The organism is Streptomyces sp. NBC_00386 (assembly GCF_036063235.1).
Taxonomy (GTDB): Bacteria; Actinomycetota; Actinomycetes; order Streptomycetales; family Streptomycetaceae; genus Streptomyces.
This window is the reverse complement of record NZ_CP107950.1, coordinates 7,415,482-7,436,846: the sequence shown is the minus strand read 5'-3', so window position 1 is coordinate 7,436,846 and position 21,365 is coordinate 7,415,482. Positions and strand designations below refer to the sequence as shown.

The window sequence follows — 21,365 nt, the reverse complement described above, 5'->3', positions numbered from 1 at the left end:
CGGGAGCTCGGTGACGACCGGTAGTGTTCGACATTGCCGAACGGCAGCGGGTAGTCGCGCCGGCGGTCGAAGGGGACGGAGGCAGCACGGCGATGGCACGGAACATCCAGTCGCTCGAACGGGCAGCGGCGATGCTGCGGCTGCTCGCGGGCGGCGAACGACAGCTCGGCCTGTCGGACATCGCCTCCTCGCTGAGCCTGGCCAAGGGTACGGCCCATGGCATCCTGCGCACCCTCCAGCAGGAGGGGTTCGTCGAGCAGGACGCGGTCTCCGGGCGCTATCAGCTGGGCGCCGAACTGCTGCGTCTGGGCACCACCTATCTCGACGTCCACGAACTGCGGGCGCGCGCCCTGGTGTGGACCGACGACCTGGCCCGCTCCAGCGGCGAGAGCGTCTATCTGGGCGTGCTGCACCAGCAGGGCGTCCTGATCGTGCACCACGTCTTCCGGCCGGACGACAGCCGGCAGGTCCTGGAGGTGGGGGCGATGCAGCCGCTGCACTCCACGGCCCTGGGCAAGGTGCTGTCGGCGTACGACCCGGTGGCGCACAGCGAGGTCCTGGAGGTCGAGCGCAAGGCGTTCACCCCGCGGACGATCAGCGAACTGGACGACTTCGAGGGCGTCCTCGACGTGACCCGCGCGCGGGGGTACGCGGACGACGTCGAGGAGACGTGGACGGGGGTCGCCTCGGTGGCCGCCCCGATCCACAACCGGCGCCGCATGCCGGTCGGCGCGGTGGGCATCACCGGGGCCGTGGAGCGGGTGTGCAAGGACGGGGAGCTGCGGCCGGAGCTGATCGCCGCGGTGCGCGACTGCGCCCGCGCGGTGTCGCGCGACCTGGGCGCCGGCCGGTTCTGACGCGAACGCCGTTCGCCGGGCCGTCCTGCCGTGCGCCGGGCCGTCCCGCCGTCCGTGGGACGCCTGCCACCTGCCCCCAGTCACCCGTCAGCTGACGGGTGACGGGTGACGGGTGACGGGTGACGCCTACCGTTCGACGCCGGCCTCCTGACGCCTGACGCTCGACGTCTGGCCCCACCGTTCGACGTCTGACGACACGAACACCGTTCGCCCGGCGGCCCTGACCGTATACACCCGCCCGCCGGGCGGTCTCGACGCGTACGCCGTTCGCAGAACCGTTCCCGGACGCACACCGTCGCGGGTCCCTTCGGCGCGCGCGTCGGCCTCGGGCGTGCGCCGCTCCGGGTTTCGTACTCGGCGAGGTCCGGGGATTCACAGCGGCCGAGGCCGGGATTCACAGGCTCCGAGGCCGGGAAGCGGAATGCTCCCCGGCCCTCTTCGCGTGCCCTCCGACGAGCGACGGCGCACCGATAGCACACATCAATCAATAACGATCGCGTTTTCGATAACCGAACCCTTGACGAGGCGGCGAAGCGAGAGCAAGACTCCCGTCCATCGGTCGACATTGTCGAACACCTACCGGCAATAGACGCTAGGGTGTGGCAATGCCGGGGCCGACATCGCTCTCACTCCCCGAGAGCACGAACCACCGGAGGGACCCGGGGTTCGGCTTCCCCTGGACGAAGGACAAAGGAGTCGCGGGTGTCCAGCTCCGACATCTTCATCGGCGAGACCATCGGTACCGCCGTTCTCATCCTGCTGGGCGGTGGCGTGTGCGCCGCCGTCACGCTGAAGGCCTCCAAGGCGCGAGCCGCCGGATGGCTGGCCATCGCCTTCGGGTGGGGCTTCGCGGTCATGACCGCGGTCTACATCTCGGCGCCGCTCTCCGGCGCTCACCTCAACCCGGCCGTCACCCTCGCCCTCGCGATCAAGGACGACGACTACAGCAACCTCGCCACCTACTGGGGCGGTCAGCTGCTCGGCGCCATGATCGGCGCGGCACTGGTCTGGGTCGCCTACTACGGCCAGTTCCTCGCCCACCTCACCGACCGCGAGATCGTCGGCGGTCCGGGTGCGCAGGCCACCAGGACCAAGGCCATCGAGGCCCAGGAGACCGGCGCGGGCCCCGTGCTCGGCGTCTTCTCGACCGGCCCCGAGATCCGCAACGTCGCGCAGAACCTCGCCACCGAGATCATCGGCACCGTGGTGCTGATCCTCGCGATCCTCACGCAGGGGCTGAACAACAACGGCGACGGCCTGGGCGTCCTCGGCGCCCTGATCACCTCCTTCGTGGTGGTGGGCATCGGCCTCTCCCTCGGTGGCCCCACCGGCTACGCGATCAACCCGGCCCGTGACCTCGGTCCGCGCATCGTGCACGCCCTGCTCCCCCTGCCCAACAAGGGTGGTTCCGACTGGAGCTACGCCTGGATACCGGTCGTCGGCCCGCTCATCGGCGGCGCGATCGCAGCAGGCATATACAACGTCGCCTTCGCCTAGGAGCCCCCGCTCCAGCACGCTTGGAAGCCGCGCCCCATGCACCATGAGCCGCACAGCACCGCTTTGAAGCACCGCGCCGTAGACAGCCCCTCTCCCACGGACACCAGGAGCACACCGTGACCGACGCACACACCGCCGGCCCCTTCATCGCCGCCATCGACCAGGGCACCACCTCGTCGCGCTGCATCGTCTTCGACCGCGACGGACGCATCGTCTCCGTCGACCAGAAGGAGCACGAGCAGATCTTCCCGAAGCCGGGCTGGGTCGAGCACGACGCCACCGAGATCTGGACCAACGTCCAGGAGGTCGTCGCCGGAGCCATCTCGAAGGCCGGCATCACCCGGGACGACATCAAGGCCATCGGCATCACCAACCAGCGTGAGACCACGCTGCTGTGGGACAAGAACACCGGCGAGCCCGTCCACAACGCCCTCGTCTGGCAGGACACCCGCACCGACGCCCTGTGCCGGGAGCTCGGCCGCAACGTCGGCCAGGACCGCTTCCGCCGCGAGACCGGCCTGCCCCTCGCGTCGTACTTCGCCGGCCCCAAGGCCCGCTGGCTGCTCGACAACGTCGAGGGCCTGCGGGAGCGCGCCGAGGCCGGGGACATCCTCTTCGGCACCATGGACACCTGGGTCATCTGGAACCTGACCGGCGGCGTCGACGGCGGCAAGCACGTCACCGACGTCACCAACGCCTCCCGCACCATGCTGATGAACCTGCACACCCTGGCGTGGGACGAGAAGATCGCCGAGTCCATCGGCGTCCCGCTCGCGATGCTCCCCGAGATCCGCTCCTCCGCCGAGGTGTACGGCGAGGTCACCGGCGGCCCGCTCGGCGAGCTGCTCGGCGGCATCCCGGTCGCCTCCGCGCTCGGCGACCAGCAGGCGGCCCTGTTCGGCCAGACCTGTTTCTCCGAGGGCGAGGCCAAGTCCACCTACGGCACCGGCACCTTCATGCTGATGAACACCGGTGACAAGATCATCAACTCGTACTCGGGCCTGCTGACCACGGTCGGCTACCGGATCGGCGACCAGGAGCCGGTCTACGCCCTGGAAGGCTCCATCGCCGTCACCGGCTCGCTCGTGCAGTGGATGCGCGACCAGATGGGCCTGATCAAGTCCGCCGCCGAGATCGAGACGCTCGCGTCCTCGGTCGAGGACAACGGCGGCGCGTACGTCGTGCCGGCCTTCTCCGGCCTGTTCGCCCCGTACTGGCGTCCCGACGCCCGCGGTGTGATCGCCGGCCTGACCCGGTACGTCACCAAGGCGCACATCGCGCGCGCCGTCCTGGAGGCCACCGCCTGGCAGACCCGTGAGATCAGCGACGCCATGACCAAGGACTCCGGCGTCGAGCTCACGGCGCTCAAGGTCGACGGCGGCATGACCTCCAACAACCTGCTGATGCAGACCCTGGCCGACGTCCTGGACGCCCCCGTGGTGCGCCCGATGGTCGCCGAGACCACCTGCCTCGGCGCCGCCTACGCCGCCGGTCTGGCCGTCGGCTTCTGGACCAACACCGAGGACCTGCGCGCCAACTGGCGCCGGGCCGCGGAATGGACCCCCAACATGGACGCGGACGTCCGCGACCGTGAGTACAAGAGCTGGCTCAAGGCCGTCGAGCGGACCATGGGCTGGATCGAAGACGAGAACTGACGAGGAGTAAGAACCCGCAATGACCAGCCAGCCCACCCTGCAGTCCGTGCCTGCCCTCGGCACGCACCCGGCCTCCGGCTCCAACCCGAGCCGCGCCGAGGCCCGGGAGCAGCTTTCCAAGGCGACGTACGACCTCCTCGTCATCGGCGGCGGCATCCTGGGCATCTCCACCGCCTGGCACGCCGCGCAGTCCGGACTGCGGGTGGCGCTGGTCGACGCCGGCGACTTCGCCGGCGCCACCTCCTCCGCCTCCTCCAAGCTTCTCCACGGCGGTCTGCGCTACCTGCAGACCGGCGCGGTGAAGCTGGTGGCGGAGAACCACTTCGAGCGCCGTGCGGTCTCCCGCCAGGTGGCCCCCCACCTGGCGAACCCGCTCACGTTCTACCTCCCCGTGTACAAGGGCGGGCCGCACGGCGCGGCGAAGCTCGGAGCGGGCGTCTTCGCCTACTCCGCCCTGTCGGCGTTCGGTGACGGCGTGGGACATCTGCTCAGCCCCTCCAAGGCCGCGCAGGACGTGCCCGAGCTGCGCACCGACAACCTCAAGGCCGTGGCCGTGTACGGCGACGACCAGATGAACGACTCCCGCATGGCCCTGATGACGGTCCGCGCGGCCGTCGAGTCGGGGGCCGCGGTCCTGAACCACGCCGAGGTCACGGGCCTTCGCTTCACCCGGGGCCGGGTGACGGGCGCGGAGCTGCGGGACCGGCTGTCCGGCGACGAGTTCGGCGTGAACGCCCGGCTCGTGCTGAACGCGACCGGCCCGTGGGTCGACCACCTGCGCAAGCTGGAGGACCCGAACGCGGCTCCCTCCATACGTCTGTCCAAGGGCGCGCACCTGGTCCTGAAGCGCACCTCCCCGTGGAAAGCGGCCCTGGCCACCCCGATCGACAAGTACCGCATCACCTTCGCCCTCCCCTGGGAGGACATGCTCCTGCTCGGCACCACCGACGAGGAGTACGAGGGCGACCCGGCGGACGTCTCGGTCACCGAGAAGGACACCGCCCAGATACTCGACGAGGCCGCGTACTCCATCCGCGACCAGCAGCTCTCGCGCGACCTGATCACGTACTCGTTCGCCGGTCTGCGGGTGCTGCCGGGCGGCCCCGGAGACACGTCGAAGGCCAAGCGCGAGACGGTCGTCACGGAAGGCCGCGGCGGCATGCTGTCCGTCGCGGGCGGCAAGTGGACCACCTTCCGGCACATCGGCCGAACGGTCATGAAGAAGCTGGAGGCGCTGCCGGGCCGGCCGCTGGGCGAGGACTTCGAGCCGATCTCCGAGCTGCCGCGCAAGCTGCCGCTCCCGGGTGTCGCCAACCCGCGGGCGGTCGCCCACCGTCTGCTCGTGGACGGTCCGGCGCCGGGTCCGCGCATGGCCGCCGACACGGCCAGGCATCTGGCCACCCACTACGGCTCGCTGGCCTTCGACATCGCCCGGCTGGCGAACGAGAACCCGGCGCTCGGCGAGCGCGTCCACCCCGACGCCCCGGAGATCTGGGCGCAGGTCGTCTACGCCCGGGACAACGAGTGGGCCGAGACGGCGGACGACGTGCTGCGCCGCCGTACGACGTTGACGATCCGCGGTCTGGCCACGGACGAGGTCCGCGGCAAGGTGCAGGATCTGCTCGACGGCAAGTAGGCGCCCACGGCCGGGTGAGGGGCGGCTCCCACGGGGGGTGCCGCCCCTCAGCCCGTGTGCGGGCGCCGCGCGCTTCGTGGCCGCTCGCTGCGCGGCAACCCTCACGGCTGCCCGGCGAGTTGACCGGGGACGGCCCGGACGCGCGGGCGGGGCGGGGTGGCGGGCTCGCGTGTTTCCGGGCCTTCGACGGGGCAGTGATCCGTTCACTCCCCCGTGCAAGGGGGCTGCGGAGGTCCCCTCGGCACGCCGTAAGGTTGAGGCGTACGCGAGGGCACATCGGAAGGAGGCGCTGGGTGATCGAGCTGGAGGGGGTTCCCGAGCTGATCGACCCAGTCATGGTGGCCGCGTTCGAGGGCTGGAACGACGCCGGCGACGCAGCCTCCGCCGCGGTCGCGCATCTGGACCGGGAATGGAAGGGCGAGGTGTTCGCGGCGCTGGACGCCGAGGACTACTACGACTTCCAGGTGAACCGTCCGACCGTGTGGCTGGACGCCGGCGTGCGCAAGATCACCTGGCCGACCACGCGTCTGTCGGTGGTCCGGATCGGCGGCGAGAAGCCGCGCGATCTGGTGCTGGTCCGCGGCATCGAGCCGTCGATGCGCTGGCGCTCGTTCTGCAACGAACTGCTCGGTTTCGCGCACGAACTGGGCGTGGAGCTGGTGGTCATCCTGGGCGCGCTGCTCGGCGACACCCCGCACACCCGTCCGGTGCCGGTCAGCGGAGTCACCTCCGACGCCGACCTGGCCCGCACGATGGATCTGGAGGAGACCAAGTACGAGGGCCCCACGGGCATCGTCGGCATCCTCCAGGAGGCGTGCACGCACGCGGGCGTACCCGCCGTGTCCCTGTGGGCGGCCGTACCGCACTACGTGTCGCAGCCGCCCAACCCGAAGGCGACCCTGGCGCTGCTCAACCGCCTGGAAGACCTCATCGACCTGCGCATTCCGCTGGGCGAGCTGCCCGAGGACGCGCGTGCCTGGCAGCTGGGCGTCGACCAGCTCGCCGCCGAGGACAGCGAGGTCGCCGAGTACGTGCAGACGCTGGAGGAGGCCCGGGACACCGCCGAGCTGCCGGAGGCGTCCGGCGAGGCGATCGCCCGCGAGTTCGAGCGTTATCTGCGCCGCAGGGACGGTGGCGGTCCGACGGCGGGGGCTCCGGGCCACGCGACGGAGAGCGGCGAGCCGGCCTCGTACCTCCGCGACACTCCCGGCGGCCGCACCCGGCCGCCGCTGACCCAGCGCCCCGAGTCCGGCAACGGGCAGGACACCGGCGAGGACGAGGAGTCGGGGAAGGACAGGGAGCCGGGCAGTGCCGGCGACGGCACCGGGCCGGACACCCACGACCGCGCGTCCGGATCCGGGGACACCCCGGGCACGTCGAACACGCCGGACGCGCCGGAGTCCACGGACACGCCGGATTCCTCCGGCCCCTCCGACGCGGACGACTCCACCGAGGACTGACGGGCCCCGAAGGGGCGGTGCGCGCCACGCGTACCGCCCCTTCCGGCTGTCCGGGTCCATCGCCGGGGCCCCGCCTCACGTCCCCACGCACCCCCGCACGTCCCCAGGGGTGCTGTCCGGGCGCACCGTCGGGGTCGACCATCACTGCCGCCCCGCTGCATGACATCCGTATCGTTGGCCTTCGGCCTGAATTCGGCGTGACATCTGTTTCAGGACAGATTGCACACGTTGCCCAATTCAACTTGTTCGCAAACCAAGTTGGCGAATTCGGGGTGGACGGGATGCCGTGGGCGTGCCAGGTTGTGCCTCGAAGGCGCCGCCCCGGCAAGGGACATGGCGCATGCCGCCGGCCGGAGGACAGCGCACGGCACGGCGTACGGCACACACAGCGAACGGCACACGCAGGGACCGGCACCCCAGGGATCGAAGGGAGCGGTACGCGATGACCGACCAGGTACAGCCGGCGCAGGGCCCGGGAACGACCGGGCCGGGACCCGACGGAGCGGGATTCACCTACCGAGGAGCCGAGCGGGAGCTGATCGTCGTCGCCCGTCCGGAAGCCAGGCTGCGCGCACGGGCCGAGGGCGTCCGCTCGGCGGCGGGCGCCGACGTCTCGGCCCTCGACATGTTCCTCAGCGACGAACAGCTCGTCCTGGAGCCGCTGTTCGGCAGCGAGGAACGCCTCCGGCAGTCCGCGGCGGGCACCGGGAGCGGTCCCGACCTCGCGCTCTTCTACCGGCTGCGCGGCGCGGGCAGCCGCGCCCAGGAACTGCGCGCCCGGATCGCCGCGCTGCCGGGGATCGACGCGGCGTACGTGAAACCCGGCGCCGTTCCCGCGGCGCCGGAACCGGGACCGTGGACCGGCGGGAGCTCCGAAGACGGCCGCCGGCTGAAGGAGGGGGCGCCTGTCACCCCCGACTTCACCAGCAGGCAGGGCTACTTGCGCCCGGCGCCCGAGGGCGTCGACGCGTACTGGGCGTGGCAGCGGCCGGGCGGTTCGGGCCGGGGCGTCACCGTGATCGACGTGGAGGGCGCCTGGCAGCTCGGACACGAGGACCTGGCGTCGAAGCTCGCCGGCGTCGTCGTCGGCACCCCGCACACGGACCTCGCCTGGCGCAACCACGGGACCGCCGCCATCGGCGTGATCGGCGGCGACCGCGATGAGCACGGGATCACCGGGATCGTGCCGGACGCCGTGACCGCGGCCGCGTCCGTCCGGGGCATCGGGACGGCCGCGGCGATCCACGCGGCGGCGGAACGGCTGAGCCCCGGCGACATCGTCCTGGTCGAACTGCACGCTCCTGGACCCCGGTTCGACTTCGAGGAGCGCGACAGCCAGGCGGGCTACATCGCCCTCGAATGGTGGCCCGACGACTTCGCCGCCATCCAGGACGCGACCTCCCGGGGCATCCTCGTGGTGGCGGCGGCCGGCAACGGCGCCGAGTCTCTGGACGACGCGCTCTACGAGCGGCGCCCGCCGGAGTTCCCGGAGTGGTGGCGCAATCCCTTCAACCCCTCCAATCCGTCCTCCGAGGCGATCCTGGTAGGCGCGGGCGCACCGCCGCCCGGCACACACGGCCGCGACCACGGGCCGGACCGTTCACGGCTCGCGTTCTCCAACCACGGCGCGCGCGTGGACGCGCAGGGCTGGGGACGCGAGGTCACGACCACCGGTGGCTTCTGGGACCGGCCCGGCGATCTGCAGGGCGGGGCCGAGGAGATCGCCTGGTACACGGACACGTTCTCCGGGACCTCTTCCGCCTCCCCGGTGGTGGTCGGCGCTCTGGCGGCGCTTCAGGGCATGCTCAAGGCCGCGGGCCGGCCGCCGATGTCCCCGGAACGTGCGCGCGTCCTGCTGCGGTCCACGGGTTCCCCGCAGCAGGACGCGCCGGACCGGCCCGCGTCCCAGCGGATCGGCAGCCGGCCCGACATCAAGGCGGCGGTCACCCGTCTGCTGCCGGAGGCGGTCGGCTCGGGCCTGGCCGAACGGTACTGGGACGAGTTGCTGCCGTATCCGCGCGAACTCCCGCCGAGGCTCCGGCTGTACGTGTCCGGTGCCTGGCGCAACCTCGACCACCCGTCCCCCGAGGTCCGTCAGGCGGTGCACTCCGCCTTCGCGGGGGGACGGCCCGATGTACGGGTCTGGTTCTCGGACGACGAGATCGTCGGCCTGGTCGTGACGGGCTGAGGACGTGGTCCCACCGGACCGAGACGGAACGCAACCAACCATGGATGGAAGGTGGCACCCCGCATGAGCACGATCCCGCAGATGGGCCAGCAGGGACAGCAGGGACAGCAGCAGTACCCGAGCACATCGCCCTACCAGCAGCAGGGCATCGCCCAGCAGCAGCAGCCGTTCGGACAGCAGATGCCCATCGGGCAGCAGACGCTCATCGGACAGCAGGCGCCGATGGGGCAGCAGGCTCAGCAGCCCTTCGGCCGGCACGAGACCGGGCAGCAGGTTCCGCAGTACCTCCAGCAGCAGCTCCAGCAGCTCGGCCAGCAGCAGCCGTTCCAGCAACTGCTCCAGCAGCTCGGCGGTCAGCAGCAGCACCAACAGCACCAGCAGATCCAGCAGATCCAGCAGATCCAGCAGGGTGAACCGCTGATCCTGCCGAGCGCCGTCGAGACCCGGGCCCTGTCCATCGGCATGGCCCAGCACTTCCAGGACGTCGTGACGCCGCTGCCCGGCCAGCCGCAGGCCCTGTACCTGTTCATCGACAACGGCTGGCGCAGGCTCGTCCACCCCGACCCGGTGACCCACGACGTGGTCCAGAAGGCCTTCGCCTTCGGGCAGCAGGTCTACGGGATCTACGACACCGGCACCGGCGCCCTCCAGTCCGTCATCGTGACCAGGTAGGGACGGAGGTTCCAGGAACATGGCGAGTGCCGGGCGGAGAATCCCCGCCCGGCACTCGCGTGTCCCGCCGCGCTCGGTGGAGTGCGGCGGGACGAGGTCCTACAGGGCGACGCCGAGGAGGGCGTCGACGGCCCGCGAGACGATGCCGGGGGCACCCTCGTCCGTGCCGCCCGTTTCGTGCTGGAGCGCCGCCCAGCGGTCGACCGCGGCGAGCGCGGCCGGTGCGTCGAGGTCCTCGGCGAGCGCGGCGCGGATCTCCTCGACGAGCGCGTCCGCGGACGGCCCGTCGGGACGCGACACCGCGGCCCGCCAGTCGTCCAGGCGCGCGAGGGCCTCTTCGAGGACGCTGTCCGTCCACTCCCAGTCGGAGCGGTAGTGGTGGGCCAGCAGCGTCAGCCGGATGGCGGCGGGGTCGACCCCGTCACGCCGCAGCCGGGACACGAAGACGAGGTTGCCCTTGGACTTCGACATCTTCTCGCCGTCGAGCGCGACCATGCCGGCGTGGACGTACGCCTTGGCCATGGGGAACTCGCCGGTCAGCACCTGGGCGTGCGAGGCGCCCATCTCGTGGTGCGGGAAGGCGAGATCGGAGCCGCCGCCCTGGACGTCGAAGCTCATGCCCAGGTGGTCGAGGGCGATGGCGACGCACTCGATGTGCCAGCCGGGCCGGCCGCGGCCCAGCGAGCCGCCGTCCCAGCTCGGCTCGCCGTCGCGGGCGGCCATCCACAGCATCGGGTCGAGGGGGTTCTTCTTGCCGGGCCGGTCCGGGTCGCCGCCGCGCTCGGCGGAGAGCAGGCGCATCGTCGCGGCGTCCAGGTTGGACACCTTGCCGAAGGCGGGGTCGGCCTCGACGGAGAAGTAGACGTCGCCTTCGAGTTCGTAGGCGGCTCCGGCGTCCCGCAGCCGCTCGACGAGCGGCACGATGCCGGGTATCGCCTCGACGGCGCCTATGTAGTGGCGCGGCGGCAGCATCCGCAGGGCGGTCATGTCCTCGCGGAAGAGGGCGGTCTCCTTCTCGGCGAGTCCCACCCAGTCGACGCCGTCGCGCTCGGCCCGCTCCAGCAGCGGGTCGTCGACGTCCGTCACGTTCTGGACGTAGTGAACCTGCCGCTTGGTGTCGAGCCACACGCGCTGCACCAGGTCGAACGCGTTGTAGGTCGCCGCGTGTCCCATGTGGGTGGCGTCGTACGGCGTGATGCCGCAGACATAGATTCGGGCGACGGGACCGGGGTCGAGGGTGACGAGCCCACCGGTCGCGGTGTCGTGGATCCGGAGGTCGCGGCCCTCACCAGGCAGGGCGGGGACCTCAGAAGCGGGCCAGGCATACATGGCATGAGCCTAACCGGACGGGACTTCCGTATACGAACCGGGCGGCACCTGTGGGCCGTACGACTTCGTCGTGCCGGTGCCCGCGCGGTGCGGACACGCCGCCGTGCTACACCGGGGGCCAGGGAATCGCGGGCCAGTCCCCGCTCGGTTCCGGGTGCTTTCCGGACGCGAGCATGGCCTCGACCCGCGCGCGCGTGGCCTCGATCTCGACGGCGGTGACGAGTTCGGCCAGGCGGGTGGCCAGCGGCGCGCCCGGGACCAGGGCGTCGCGCAGGGAGGCCAGGACCCCAAGAGCCTCGTCCGTGAGCGGCTCCCCCGCCCATCCCCACAGCAGGGTGCGCAGCTTGTTCTCGGCGTTGAAGGTGACCCCGTGGTCGATGGCGTAGAGGCGGCCCTCCTGCGCGGGCAGCAGATGGCCGCCCTTGCGGTCGGCGTTGTTGATCACGGCGTCGAGGACGGCGAGCCGCCGCAGCCGGGCGTCGTCGGCGTGCACGAGCAGGGCCGTCCCGCCCTCGCCGACCTCGGCGAAACCGATCGCCTTCCAGCCCTCGGCGGGCTCCTCGCCCTCCACCAGGGCGAGCAGCCCCTCACCGTCCTCGGCGGCGGACGGCTCGATCCACATCTGGCACATACCCTCGCCGTACGGCCCGTCGCGCAGCACGGTGGTGGGCACGAGCCCCCAGCCGGTCGCCTCGGAGACCTCGTAGGCGGCGACCTCGCGCTGGGCGAGCGTGCCGTCGGGGAAGTCCCACAGCGGCCGCTCCCCGGCGACGGGCTTGTAGACGCAGAAGGCCTCGCGGCCCTCGTAGGACACGGAGCAGTAGAGCACCGCGTTCGAGGCCTCACGGATCTGTCCGCGTACCTTCAGCTCGCCCCGGGCGAGCAGCTCGGCGGTCGTCACGCTCCGCGGCGGTATCCGTTCTGGCGCGGACATACGTGTCCTTCCGGGTCGAGCGGGAGGCTGCACAGCGGGCAGGGGGGCCGGCCGGCGTTGACGACGTCGAGCGCGCGCTTGGCGAAGGCTCTGGCCTGCGCGCCGGTGAGCCGGACCCGGAGCATGGGCGGGCCGTTCTCCTCGTCCTGGAGCAGCCGTTCCTCGGCCTCGGCGAGGTCCTCGTCGGACTCCGCCTCGACCTCCACGAGGGCCTGCGCCTCGACGATCATGCGCTGTTCTTCACCGTCCCAGGCCAGCGCCATGGTGCCGACCCGGAACTCCTCCTCCACGGGGGTGTCGAGGGGGGCGGTGTCGGACACCTCGGTCGGGGCCATCGCCGGGACCGGGGCGCTGCCACCGGTGCGCCGGACGACCTCGTCGAGGAGTTCGTCCATCCGCTCGGCGAGTGCGGCGACCTGGGTCTTCTCCAGAGCCACACTCGTCACCCGGGGGCCGGAGGATGCCTGCAGGAAGAAGGTACGACGTCCGGGCAACCCGACCGTACCGGCCACGAAACGGTCCGGGGGGTCGTAGAGGAACACCTGACGGGACACGTCCTGTCTCCATTGAATCGGCATGGGGACCGGCTGACGGCACCGGCCCGCATCGGCTGAGAACGGGTTGACAACTGCTGTGCTGGTTCGACCGCTTCACCCTACTGCGGCCGACGATCACGGTGCGCCCGCACCACCCCCGACCGGTGCGTCGCCGCCCGGCGCTTCCTCGCGCGGGGCCAGGGAGGCGAGATCACCGGTGTCCCCGAGACGCACGAGAAAGGGCCTCAGCCGGGTGTAACGGATCGCGGTGATGGAACACGGTTCGACAGAGATCCGTTGAAAGAGGTCGAGATGAAGTCCGAGTGCGTCGGCGACGAGCGACTTGATGATGTCGCCGTGCGAACACATGAGGTAGACCGCGTCACCGCCGTGGTCACGCTCCACGCGCGCGTTCCACTCGCGTACCGCCTCGGCGGCGCGGGTCTGCATGGCGCGCATCGATTCGCCGCCCGGGAACGCGGCCGCGGACGGGTGCGCCTGGACGACGTCCATCAGCGGCTCGTCCTTGAGTTCGGCGAGCTTGCGGCCCGACCAGTCGCCGTAGTGGGCCTCCCCGATCCGTTCCTCGGTGTGCACGGGGACGTCGGGGCGTGCCTCCAGCAGGGGCTGGACGGTCTCCCGGCAGCGCTGGAGGGGACTGGTGACGACCTCGGCGATCGGCAGCCCGGCCAGCCGGCCGGGCAGGGCCGCGGCCTGCTGCGTACCGCGCTCGTCGAGGGCGACGCCGGGCGTCCAGCCGGCGAGCAGTCCCGCGGTGTTGGCGGTGGAACGTCCGTGCCGGACGAGGATCAGGGTGGGCATGCGGCCCAGCGTAAACGGAGGGCCCGGGAAGACGGCGGGCCCTGTGGAAAGCGGCTCCCCGTGTGCGGTGGGGCCCCGGCGGCGGGAGAATCCGCACCGTGATCGTCGACTGCGCCATCTACCGTGACGGCCGGCGGACCGAGGACCGCGGTGACCTCTCCGACTCCCTGGCCCGGTGCCGCGCCGGGGGCGACGCCTTCGTGTGGATCGGCCTGTACGAGCCCACGGAGAACGAGTTCGAGCTGGTCACGGAGGAGTTCGCGCTCCACCCGCTGGCGGTCGAGGACGCCCTCAAGGCCCATCAGCGTCCCAAGCTGGAGGTGTACGAGGATTCGCTCTTCGTCGTCCTGAAGCCGGTGGCGTACGAGCCGGAGAGCGACACGGTCACCTCCGGCGAGGTCATGGTGTTCGTCGGCGACTCGTTCGTGGTGACCGTGCGGCACGGCGAGGAGTCGCCCCTCAAGGCGGTCCGGGAGCGCCTGGAGTCGGATCCCGAGACGATGCGGCACGGGCCGACGGCGGTGCTGTACGCGATCGCCGACGCCACGGTGGACCACTATCTGGAGGTGGCCACCGAGCTCGGCACCGACCTGGAGCACCTGGAGGCCGAGGTCTTCTCTCCGCAGTCCGGAGGCTCGCGGAACACCGCGTCGCGGATCTACGCGTTCAAGCGGCAGGTCCAGGAGTTCCGCAGGGCGACGGTCCCGCTGGCGGTGCCGCTGGCCCGGCTCTCGGGCCCGGGCCCGAAGGCGGCGGACGTGCCGTTCGTGAACGAGAAGGCGCAGCCGTTCTTCCGTGACGTCAACGACCACCTCCTGCGGGTCAACGAGTCGGTGGAGGGTCTGGACCGGCTCGTGTCGGACATCCTGTCGGCGCATCTGGCGCAGATGAGCGTGCGGCAGAACGACGACATGCGGAAGATCTCCGCGTGGGCGGCCATGGCGGCGGTCCCCACGATGGTGGCGGGGATCTACGGCATGAACTTCGACCACATGCCCGAGCTGCACTGGCTGTGGTCGTATCCGGTGGTGATCGGGAGCCTGGTCGTCCTGGAGTTCCTGCTGTTCCGGCTCTTCAAGCGGCGGGGCTGGCTGTAGGCCGGCCGGTCAGGCGAATTCGGGCGCGGTCGCGGCGGGGCCGTCGAGCGCGCCGCGCCGCTCGGGCGTCTTCAGGGTGACCATGCGGCGCCAGCCCGCGGCCCGCTCGTAGGCGTACACGGCGTGGATGCCCGCGGCGAGGACGGCCGCCTTGGTCCTGGACCACCCGAGGACGCGACCCATGCGGGCCATCACGGCGAGGCTGACGTCCCGGTAGATCCGGATCTCGGCGAGCGCGCACTCGCGCAGGGCCCGCTGGATGGCGCGGCCGTGGCCGGCCTGGGCGAAGCGCAGCAGTTCCTCGTGGCAGTAGGCGAGGTGGTTGTCCTCGTCGGCCGCGATCATCCGCACCGCGCGGCCGATGTCGGGGTGGTCGGCGAAGTGCCTGCGCAGCAGGTCCATCTGCTCGGAGGCGCGCTGTTCGGTGACCCGGCTGTGGGCCAGATAGGTGACGATGTCCTGCACGGTGAGGGGCTGGTCGCCCTTGAGCTTGTCGTGTGCGAGGCCGATGCCGTGCCGCTCCAGGAGCATCGTGTAGTCGGTGTCGGACGGTACCTCGACGGGTTCGAGGCCGCGCTTCTTCATGAGGGCGTTGAAGATCCGGCCGTGCTTGTCCTCGTCGGCGCCGTGCCGGGCGATCTTGGGGGCGAGGGCGCGTTCGTCCGCCGGGACCAGTGCGGCGATCCGGGCGTTCTCCCAGCCGCCCTGCGACTCCCCGCTGGCGGCGATGGAGCAGAAGAGGCGGTACGACTCGTCGTTGTCGAGGATCTCCTCGAACAGGCTCTTGGCGGACAGCATCATTGACACCCTCTCTGCAGAGTTGCGCAGAGAACGAGTCAAATGGGTCGTTTATGACCTGGCAACCGATGTGTCCGACAAATCCGCCGAACGATGGACGGCGCGGCCGGTCCGGACGCGTAACCAAGCGGCCGTCGGCGCGTTGTTCCCCGTGACGGCCGTGGCGGGGAAGACCCCCGAGCCCCCACCACGGCCGCAGAACTTTCCCGGCGGCGGTTCCGCCGGGGTTACGCGAGTCCGGCCCGCTCCAGGGCCTCGGAGCCGGCCCGCAGCGAGGCGATCCGGTCCTCCAGCGTGAAGCCCGCGGGGGCCAGCGTGAGCGTGGTGACGCCGACGGCGGCGTACGCCTTCATGCGTTCGGCGATGCGGTCCACCGAGCCGAGCAGCGTCGTCTGGTCGATCAGCGAGTGCGGAATCGCGGCGGCCGCCCCCTCCTTGTCGCCGGACAGGTACTTGGTCTGGATCTCGGCCGCTTCCTTCTCGTAGCCCATGCGCTGCGCGAGCTGGTTGTAGAAGTTCTGCTTGAAGCTGCCCATGCCGCCGACGTACAGCGCGGTGTACGGGCGGAACATGTCGGCGAGCGCGGGGACGTCCTTGTCGTCGCCGACGGCGAGCGGCAGGGTCGGACAGACGTCGAACCCTTCCATCGTCTTCCCGGCCTTCTCGCGGCCCGCGCGCAGGTGGCTGATCGCGGTGTCCTCGAGGTGCTCGGCCGAGGGGAAGATGAGCAGCGCGCCGTCCGCGATCTCGCCGGTCTGCTCCAGGTTCTTCGGGCCGATCGCGGCGATGTACAGCGGGATGTGCTCGCGCTCCGGGTGCACGGTCAGCTTGAGCGGCTTGCCCGGGCCGCCGGGCAGCGGCAGGGTCCAGTGCTCGCCGTCGTGGGACAGCCGCTCGCGCGTCATGGCCTTGCGCACGATCTCCACGTACTCGCGGGTGCGGGCCAGCGGCTTGTCGAACTTGACGCCGTACCAGCCCTCGGAGACCTGCGGGCCGGAGACGCCGAGGCCGAGGCGGAAGCGGCCCCCCGACAGCGAGTCGAGGGTCGCGGCGGTCATCGCGGTCATCGCGGGCTGGCGGGCCGGGATCTGGAAGATGGCCGAACCGACGTCGATGCGCTCGGTCTGGGCCGCGACCCAGCTGAGCACGGTGGCCGCGTCGGAGCCGTACGCCTCGGCCGCCCAGCAGACGGCGTATCCGAGCCGGTCGGCCTCCTGGGCGACGGCGAGGTTGTCCGCGTCCATTCCGGCGCCCCAGTAGCCGAGATTGATGCCGAGCTGCATGGCCGATCTCCTTACCGATCAGTAACGTCCCTTGTGCCCGAGACCCTAGCGTGCGGGCGCCCCGACGGGGAGCGGCGCGTTCTCGTTCCCGGTACGGGCGCGGCGCGCCGTCGGGGCCGCCTGTGCCCGGCGCCTCGCGGCCCCTCGCGTCCGTCCGGCGCCGCCTTCGCACGCGCCCTCGTGCGCCGGTGACGTCCGCCGCCCCGTGGCACCGGCCGTCCCGGGCGCCCTCGCCGGGATTTCCGTTGTCCACAGGCCCCCACACCGCCGGTGCCGGACAGTAATCTCGGCGTCCATGGAGCAGAGGCATCTCGGCCGTACCGGCCTGCGTGTTTCCCGGATCGGACTCGGCACCCTCACCTGGGGGCGCGACACCGACGAGCATGACGCCGCGGACCTCTTGAAGACGTTCTGGGAAGCGGGCGGGAACCTCGTCGACACGGCGGACGTGTACGGCGACGGGGAGGCCGAGTATCTCCTCGGGCAGCTGATGGAAGGGCTCGTTCCGCGCCGGGACCTGGTCATCTCGACGAAGGCGGGCAGCGTGCGCGAGCCGGACCGCCGCTTCGACGGCTCGCGCGCTCATCTGCTGTCGGCCCTGGACGCCTCGCTCGCCCGCCTGGGCACCGACTACGTGGACGTGTGGCACGTGCACGGCTACGACCCCCGGACACCTCTCGACGAGACCCTCCAGGCACTCGACCTGGCCGTCAGCAGCGGCCGCGCGCGCTACGCGGGCGTGTCCAACTTCTGCGGCTGGCAGCTCGCCAAGGCCGCCACCTGGCAGCTCTCGGCGCCCGGTATACGCACCCGGCTGGCCAGTACGCAGATGGAGTACTCCCTGTTGCAGCGCGGCGTCGAGCGGGAGGTGCTGCCCGCCGCCCTCGACCTGGGCGTCGGCCTGCTGCCCTCCTCGCCGCTCGGGCGTGGCGTGCTCACCGGCAAGTACCGGGGCGGGACGCCGGCCGACTCCCGGGGCGGTTCGGAACACCTCGCGCCCTTCGTGGCGCCGTATCTCGACGACACGGCGAGCGGCGTCGTGGAGGCGGTGACGACCGCGGCGGACGGCCTGGCCGTGACCGCGCTCCAGGTGGCGCTCGCCTGGGTCCGCGACCGGCCGGGGGTCGTCGCCCCCATCGTCGGCGCGCGCAACGCGCAACAGCTCACGGCCGCGTTGTCAGTGGAGGCGCTTAGTCTTCCTGACGAGATCTGCCGGGCGCTCGACGACGTGTCGGCCCCGGTGCACCACTATCCCGATCACGACTGGAGCACGCTGTGAGCACGGAGCCCGAGACCACTCAGGACGCGGAGCCGGGGACGCCGGGCGCGGACACGGCCGCCGACGCCCCTGAGCCGACGGGCGAGGACGTGGACCGGGCGGAACCGCGCCCCGGGGACGGGGACGGGGACGGCCCGGGGGACGGCTCCGGCGACGCGGACGGTTCCGGGGGCGAGGGCACCGAAGCGGGCGACGGCGCCGGCGCCGAGGGAACCGCGCCCGCCGAAGGCGCCGCGCAGGTGTCCGAGGCGGCCGCCGAGTTGGCCGCCCAGCGTGTGGAACGGGAGCGGATCGAGCGGCGGAAGGCGGAGAAGCAGGCGCCGATCGAGGCCGGGGGCAAGCTCAGCGGCACGGCCGCGGACCTGCTCGCGGCGGTGCGGGCCGTGGAGAGCGGCGAGAAGCCCGTGGCCACCGCCTTCCGCGAGCCGGATCCCGCGCCGCGCCGGGCCGCCCCGGAGCCCGCACGGCAACCGCGGCCGATCGTGGCACCGGCCGCACCGGCACCCGGCGCGGCGCCGGAGGCGGTCGCCGCCGTCCGCGCCGTGCTGGCCGGAACCGGCGCACCCGAGACGCTCGCGGCGCAGGTCGTCGCGGTTCTGGGCGAGGGCGCCGACGACCGGCTCCGCGAGGACCCCTGGCAGTTGCTGCGGGTGCCCGGAGTGCGTCCCGAGCAGGCCGACGGGTTCGCCCGGACGCTGCTCGGCGCGGAGTGCCGCCCGGACGACGAACGCCGTGGCACGGCGCTGACCGTGTGGCTGCTGGAGCAGGCGGCCGTCGCCGGGCACACCGCTCTGGACGCCCCGGCCCTCACCGCCGCGCTGTCCCAGCGCTCGGTGCCGGACCCGGACGCGGCCGTACAGAGTGCTCTCGCGGAGGGCGAGGCCCTGGTCTTCCAGGACGCGCTGGACGCCGCTCCCCCGGCCCCGGTGGCCCCGGCGGCCCCGGACGACACGGAGGAGCCGCAGGAGCAGCCGGTGCGGATCCTGATCGGCCTGGAGCGGTACGCGCTGGCCGAGGAGAGCCTCGCCGACGGACTCGCCCGGCTGATGAACTCGGTGCCGAAGGAGGACGGTTCGGCCGCCGAATGGGAGCGGGCCGCTGCCTCGGCCCCCCGCTCCGCCGGGGAGCTGATCCGGGCGGTCGCCGCCCACGGCCTCGTGCTGCACACCGGCGGCGAGGCCTCACGGTCCGAGGCGGCGGCGCTGCTGCACGCGGCACGCTCGCTCGGCCTGCGCGGCTGGGCCGCCGCGCACACCTCCGGCGGGCGCGACGGCTTCGCGGCCGGGCACGAGCCTGCTGACGGCGCCGCGGAGCACCCCACGGGCGGCGCGGCGACGGAAGCCGCCACGGTCGCCGGGCTTCTCTCCGGCTCCGAAGGACCGGGCCGGGACGCGGAGGGCGCCCTGGACCTGGACGTCCTGGTCGTCCTGGACGCTCCGCAGCTCGACGTCGAGACGGCGGCGATGCTCGTGGAGTCGCTGCCGGACGGGGCGCGGCTCGTGCTGAGCGGTGATCCGGGCGTGCTGTGGTCGGCGGGCCCGGGCCGGGTCTTCGCGGACCTGCTCGCCGCCCGCGCCTGCCCGCAGGTGGCCTCGCGGACCCCTGACCCCGGGCCCATCGGCGAGCTGGTCTCCGGGATCGGCATCGGCGAGCTCAACCAGGTCGAGGCGCCCGGCAAGGAGGTCGTGATCGTCCCGGTGCGCGACGCGGGCGAGGCGGTCCACCGGACGGTCCAGCTCGTCGCGGACTCGGTGCCGCGCGCGATCGGCGTCCCGGCCGAACAGACGCAGGTCATCACCCCGGGGCACGGTGGCGCGGTCGGCACCCGCGCGCTGAACACCGCGCTCAAGGAGCGGCTGAACCCCGGTCCCGGCCGTTTCGGCGGCTTCGACCCGGGCGACCGGATCGTCCACTCCCCCGCACCGGGCCGGACGCTGCCGGGCCGCGTGGTGAAGGCCGACGCCGAGGGGCTGCACCTGGACTGCTCGGGCGCCCCCGTGGTCGTACCGAAGGAGCGGGTGGAGCAGACCGTGCGGCACGGCTGGGCGCTCACCGCGCACCAGGCGGTGGGTCTGCGCTGGCCGGCCGCGGTCGTGGTGCTCCCGGGCGACGCCGCGGCGGCCCTGACCCGGCCCTGGGTCTACACGGCCTTCGGGCGGGCCGAGCGTCACCTCTCCGTCGTGCACGGGGTGGAGCAGGCGCTGCCGCACGCGGTGGCCGAGGTCCCGCAGAAGCCGCGCACAACCCGCCTCCAGTCCCTGCTGAAGGCACAGACACCGACGACGGACTGATCGGCACCGGCTCTCCCGCGACCCCGGAAAACGCGGGTGGCGGTCACCGGAATCCGGTGACCGCCACCCGCGTACGCCGGTCCGTGCCGGGCCGGCTCAGCGATCCGGGTCCAGCGGGTCCAGGGACTCGGTCTCCCCGTCGGAGCCGAGGTCGTTGTCCAGGTCGTCGTCCGACTCCTCGTCGAACACCGCGCTGACGTCGAAGCGGCAGACGACACGCTGCGGGTCGATCGACTCGAAGGGTGTCTCCAGCCATTCACCGGGCTCGGCCGGTTCGTCGGCGGCGGTCACCCAGAGCGTGGAGTCGCCCTCCTCCAGCCCGAATTCCTTGTGCCGGGTGGCGATCTCGTCCGGCTCGAACTCTCCGAAGAGGACCCCGAGCGCGCCGTGAACGGTGCCGGACGCCGCGTCGAAGCCCTCGTCGGCGGTGGCGCCGTCCTCCTCCACCGCCTCCACCCGCTGGGCCTGCGCCAGCAGTCGCTGCGGCTCCACCACCGCGTAGTCCCGGCGGATCACCACGCTCAGCGCGTTCGGCTCCTCGGGTCCGGTGTACGGAGGCAGGGTGTCGTCACCGCCGGGGATCTCGAAGGGCGTGACCTCGTCGTAGCGGTCGTAGAGGAGCTCGTCATACTCCTCGGCCGCCGCGGCGAGCTCGTTGAAAGCCTCGTAGACGTCCGGGTCGTCATCGCCCGTCCTGCGCTCGACCGCGGCCAGGTGGCGGTCGAGTGCGGTCTTGACCGCCTCCGCGGCGGCGCGTACCTCGGCAGCGGTGGGCTGCACAGCATCAGACATAGTGCAGACGCTATCCGTACAGGGCCTCTGCCCGCACAATAGATGCGATGCCGGAATACGAATTTGTCGACGTGTACGTACCTCGCGGGGTCTCCCGCAAGGACACGACACGTCTGCTGACGGACCATGCCGAGTACGGACACTGGGAGTTGGACCGCCTGAGCCTGCTCCGTGACGGCAGCCGCAGAGTGCGGTTGCGCCGGCGGATCATCCGCCAGGTACGCGCCACGTGGTGACAG

At 72.0% G+C, this 21,365-nt stretch carries 18 protein-coding genes; 11 read left to right on the top strand and 7 right to left on the bottom strand.

The window, feature by feature from the left end:
• Positions 1 to 92 precede the first annotated feature (92 nt).
• The 7 genes from OG780_RS32655 to OG780_RS32625 all read left to right on the top strand — a co-directional run bounded on the left by OG780_RS32655 (position 93) and on the right by OG780_RS32625 (position 9,965).
• The gene (locus tag OG780_RS32655) at positions 93 to 857 is read left to right on the top strand and encodes an IclR family transcriptional regulator (protein WP_328454241.1); all 765 of its coding nucleotides are present in this window, start codon (positions 93 to 95) and stop codon (positions 855 to 857) included.
• A gap of 702 nt (positions 858 to 1,559) precedes the next feature.
• Positions 1,560 to 2,354: an MIP/aquaporin family protein gene (locus OG780_RS32650; protein WP_328454240.1), complete on the top strand. Its 795-nt coding sequence runs from the start codon at positions 1,560 to 1,562 to the stop codon at positions 2,352 to 2,354.
• A gap of 116 nt (positions 2,355 to 2,470) precedes the next feature.
• On the top strand, positions 2,471 to 4,009 hold the full coding sequence (glpK, locus tag OG780_RS32645; RefSeq protein ID WP_328454239.1) for a glycerol kinase GlpK: 1,539 nt from the start codon (positions 2,471 to 2,473) through the stop codon (positions 4,007 to 4,009).
• Positions 4,010 to 4,028: 19 nt separating this feature from the next.
• Positions 4,029 to 5,645, top strand: a complete 1,617-nt coding sequence (locus OG780_RS32640) for a glycerol-3-phosphate dehydrogenase/oxidase (protein WP_328454238.1) — start codon at positions 4,029 to 4,031, stop codon at positions 5,643 to 5,645.
• A gap of 293 nt (positions 5,646 to 5,938) precedes the next feature.
• A complete protein-coding gene (locus OG780_RS32635) occupies positions 5,939 to 7,105 on the top strand; it encodes a PAC2 family protein (protein WP_328454237.1) in 1,167 nt (388 codons plus the stop codon).
• 442 nt (positions 7,106 to 7,547) lie between these two features.
• Complete coding sequence (locus tag OG780_RS32630) at positions 7,548 to 9,293, top strand: S8 family peptidase (protein WP_328454236.1); 1,746 nt, start codon at positions 7,548 to 7,550, stop codon at positions 9,291 to 9,293.
• 63 nt (positions 9,294 to 9,356) lie between these two features.
• Positions 9,357 to 9,965 (top strand): hypothetical protein, encoded by a 609-nt coding sequence (locus tag OG780_RS32625; protein WP_328454235.1) that lies wholly within the window; start codon positions 9,357 to 9,359, stop codon positions 9,963 to 9,965.
• A 99-nt stretch (positions 9,966 to 10,064) separates the two neighbouring features.
• Here the strand turns inward: OG780_RS32625 and mshC are convergent, their stop codons facing one another.
• The 4 genes from mshC to OG780_RS32605 all read right to left on the bottom strand — a co-directional run bounded on the left by mshC (position 10,065) and on the right by OG780_RS32605 (position 13,586).
• The gene (gene mshC, locus OG780_RS32620) at positions 10,065 to 11,294 is read right to left on the bottom strand and encodes a cysteine--1-D-myo-inosityl 2-amino-2-deoxy-alpha-D-glucopyranoside ligase (RefSeq protein WP_328454234.1); all 1,230 of its coding nucleotides are present in this window, start codon (positions 11,292 to 11,294) and stop codon (positions 10,065 to 10,067) included.
• 106 nt (positions 11,295 to 11,400) lie between these two features.
• Positions 11,401 to 12,228 carry an SCO1664 family protein gene (locus OG780_RS32615; RefSeq protein ID WP_328454233.1) on the bottom strand — a complete coding sequence of 276 codons (828 nt, stop codon included), beginning with the start codon at positions 12,226 to 12,228 and terminating at the stop codon, positions 11,401 to 11,403.
• Positions 12,192 to 12,782, bottom strand: a complete 591-nt coding sequence (locus OG780_RS32610) for a DUF3090 domain-containing protein (protein ID WP_326788750.1) — start codon at positions 12,780 to 12,782, stop codon at positions 12,192 to 12,194. Before OG780_RS32610 ends, OG780_RS32615 begins: the two co-directional genes overlap by 37 nt.
• 117 nt (positions 12,783 to 12,899) lie before the next feature.
• The gene (locus OG780_RS32605) at positions 12,900 to 13,586 is read right to left on the bottom strand and encodes a histidine phosphatase family protein (RefSeq protein WP_328454232.1); all 687 of its coding nucleotides are present in this window, start codon (positions 13,584 to 13,586) and stop codon (positions 12,900 to 12,902) included.
• 98 nt (positions 13,587 to 13,684) lie between these two features.
• On the opposite strand from OG780_RS32605, the gene corA reads away from it, so the two are divergent.
• Positions 13,685 to 14,683: a magnesium/cobalt transporter CorA gene (gene corA, locus OG780_RS32600; protein ID WP_328454230.1), complete on the top strand. Its 999-nt coding sequence runs from the start codon at positions 13,685 to 13,687 to the stop codon at positions 14,681 to 14,683.
• A 9-nt stretch (positions 14,684 to 14,692) separates the two neighbouring features.
• On the opposite strand, the gene OG780_RS32595 is transcribed toward corA, so the two are convergent.
• On the bottom strand, positions 14,693 to 15,481 hold the full coding sequence (locus OG780_RS32595; RefSeq protein ID WP_328458558.1) for a ferritin-like domain-containing protein: 789 nt from the start codon (positions 15,479 to 15,481) through the stop codon (positions 14,693 to 14,695).
• Between the two features lie 227 nt (positions 15,482 to 15,708).
• Positions 15,709 to 16,764 (bottom strand): LLM class F420-dependent oxidoreductase, encoded by a 1,056-nt coding sequence (locus OG780_RS32590; protein ID WP_328454228.1) that lies wholly within the window; start codon positions 16,762 to 16,764, stop codon positions 15,709 to 15,711.
• A gap of 295 nt (positions 16,765 to 17,059) precedes the next feature.
• Here OG780_RS32590 and OG780_RS32585 point away from each other — a divergent pair, with 295 nt between their 5' ends.
• The gene (locus tag OG780_RS32585; protein ID WP_328454226.1) at positions 17,060 to 18,043 is read left to right on the top strand and encodes an aldo/keto reductase; all 984 of its coding nucleotides are present in this window, start codon (positions 17,060 to 17,062) and stop codon (positions 18,041 to 18,043) included.
• Entirely contained in the window at positions 18,040 to 20,334 is a 2,295-nt protein-coding gene (locus tag OG780_RS32580) for a helix-hairpin-helix domain-containing protein (protein WP_328454224.1), read from the top strand. Before OG780_RS32585 ends, OG780_RS32580 begins: the two co-directional genes overlap by 4 nt.
• 96 nt (positions 20,335 to 20,430) lie before the next feature.
• Here the strand turns inward: OG780_RS32580 and OG780_RS32575 are convergent, their stop codons facing one another.
• Positions 20,431 to 21,126, bottom strand: a complete 696-nt coding sequence (locus tag OG780_RS32575) for a hypothetical protein (protein WP_328454222.1) — start codon at positions 21,124 to 21,126, stop codon at positions 20,431 to 20,433.
• Between the two features lie 47 nt (positions 21,127 to 21,173).
• On the opposite strand from OG780_RS32575, the gene OG780_RS32570 reads away from it, so the two are divergent.
• Positions 21,174 to 21,362, top strand: a complete 189-nt coding sequence (locus OG780_RS32570) for a DUF5703 family protein (protein WP_326788735.1) — start codon at positions 21,174 to 21,176, stop codon at positions 21,360 to 21,362.
• The last annotated feature ends 3 nt before the right edge of the window (positions 21,363 to 21,365 follow it).

Excerpts from the sequence above, each read along its gene's own strand:
- OG780_RS32590 (WP_328454228.1), bottom strand. The coding sequence starts at position 16,764 with ATGCAGCTCGGCATCAATCTCGGCTACTGGGGCGCCGGAATGGACGCG.
- OG780_RS32655 (WP_328454241.1), top strand. The coding sequence starts at position 93 with ATGGCACGGAACATCCAGTCGCTCGAACGGGCAGCGGCGATGCTGCGG.
- OG780_RS32585 (WP_328454226.1), top strand. The coding sequence starts at position 17,060 with ATGGAGCAGAGGCATCTCGGCCGTACCGGCCTGCGTGTTTCCCGGATC.
- OG780_RS32575 (WP_328454222.1), bottom strand. The coding sequence starts at position 21,126 with ATGTCTGATGCTGTGCAGCCCACCGCTGCCGAGGTACGCGCCGCCGCG.
- OG780_RS32640 (WP_328454238.1), top strand. The coding sequence starts at position 4,029 with ATGACCAGCCAGCCCACCCTGCAGTCCGTGCCTGCCCTCGGCACGCAC.
- OG780_RS32605 (WP_328454232.1), bottom strand. The coding sequence starts at position 13,586 with ATGCCCACCCTGATCCTCGTCCGGCACGGACGTTCCACCGCCAACACC.
- OG780_RS32625 (WP_328454235.1), top strand. The coding sequence starts at position 9,357 with ATGAGCACGATCCCGCAGATGGGCCAGCAGGGACAGCAGGGACAGCAG.
- mshC (WP_328454234.1), bottom strand. The coding sequence starts at position 11,294 with ATGTATGCCTGGCCCGCTTCTGAGGTCCCCGCCCTGCCTGGTGAGGGC.
- OG780_RS32615 (WP_328454233.1), bottom strand. The coding sequence starts at position 12,228 with ATGTCCGCGCCAGAACGGATACCGCCGCGGAGCGTGACGACCGCCGAG.
- OG780_RS32570 (WP_326788735.1), top strand. The coding sequence starts at position 21,174 with ATGCCGGAATACGAATTTGTCGACGTGTACGTACCTCGCGGGGTCTCC.
- OG780_RS32630 (WP_328454236.1), top strand. The coding sequence starts at position 7,548 with ATGACCGACCAGGTACAGCCGGCGCAGGGCCCGGGAACGACCGGGCCG.
- OG780_RS32595 (WP_328458558.1), bottom strand. The coding sequence starts at position 15,481 with ATGCTGTCCGCCAAGAGCCTGTTCGAGGAGATCCTCGACAACGACGAG.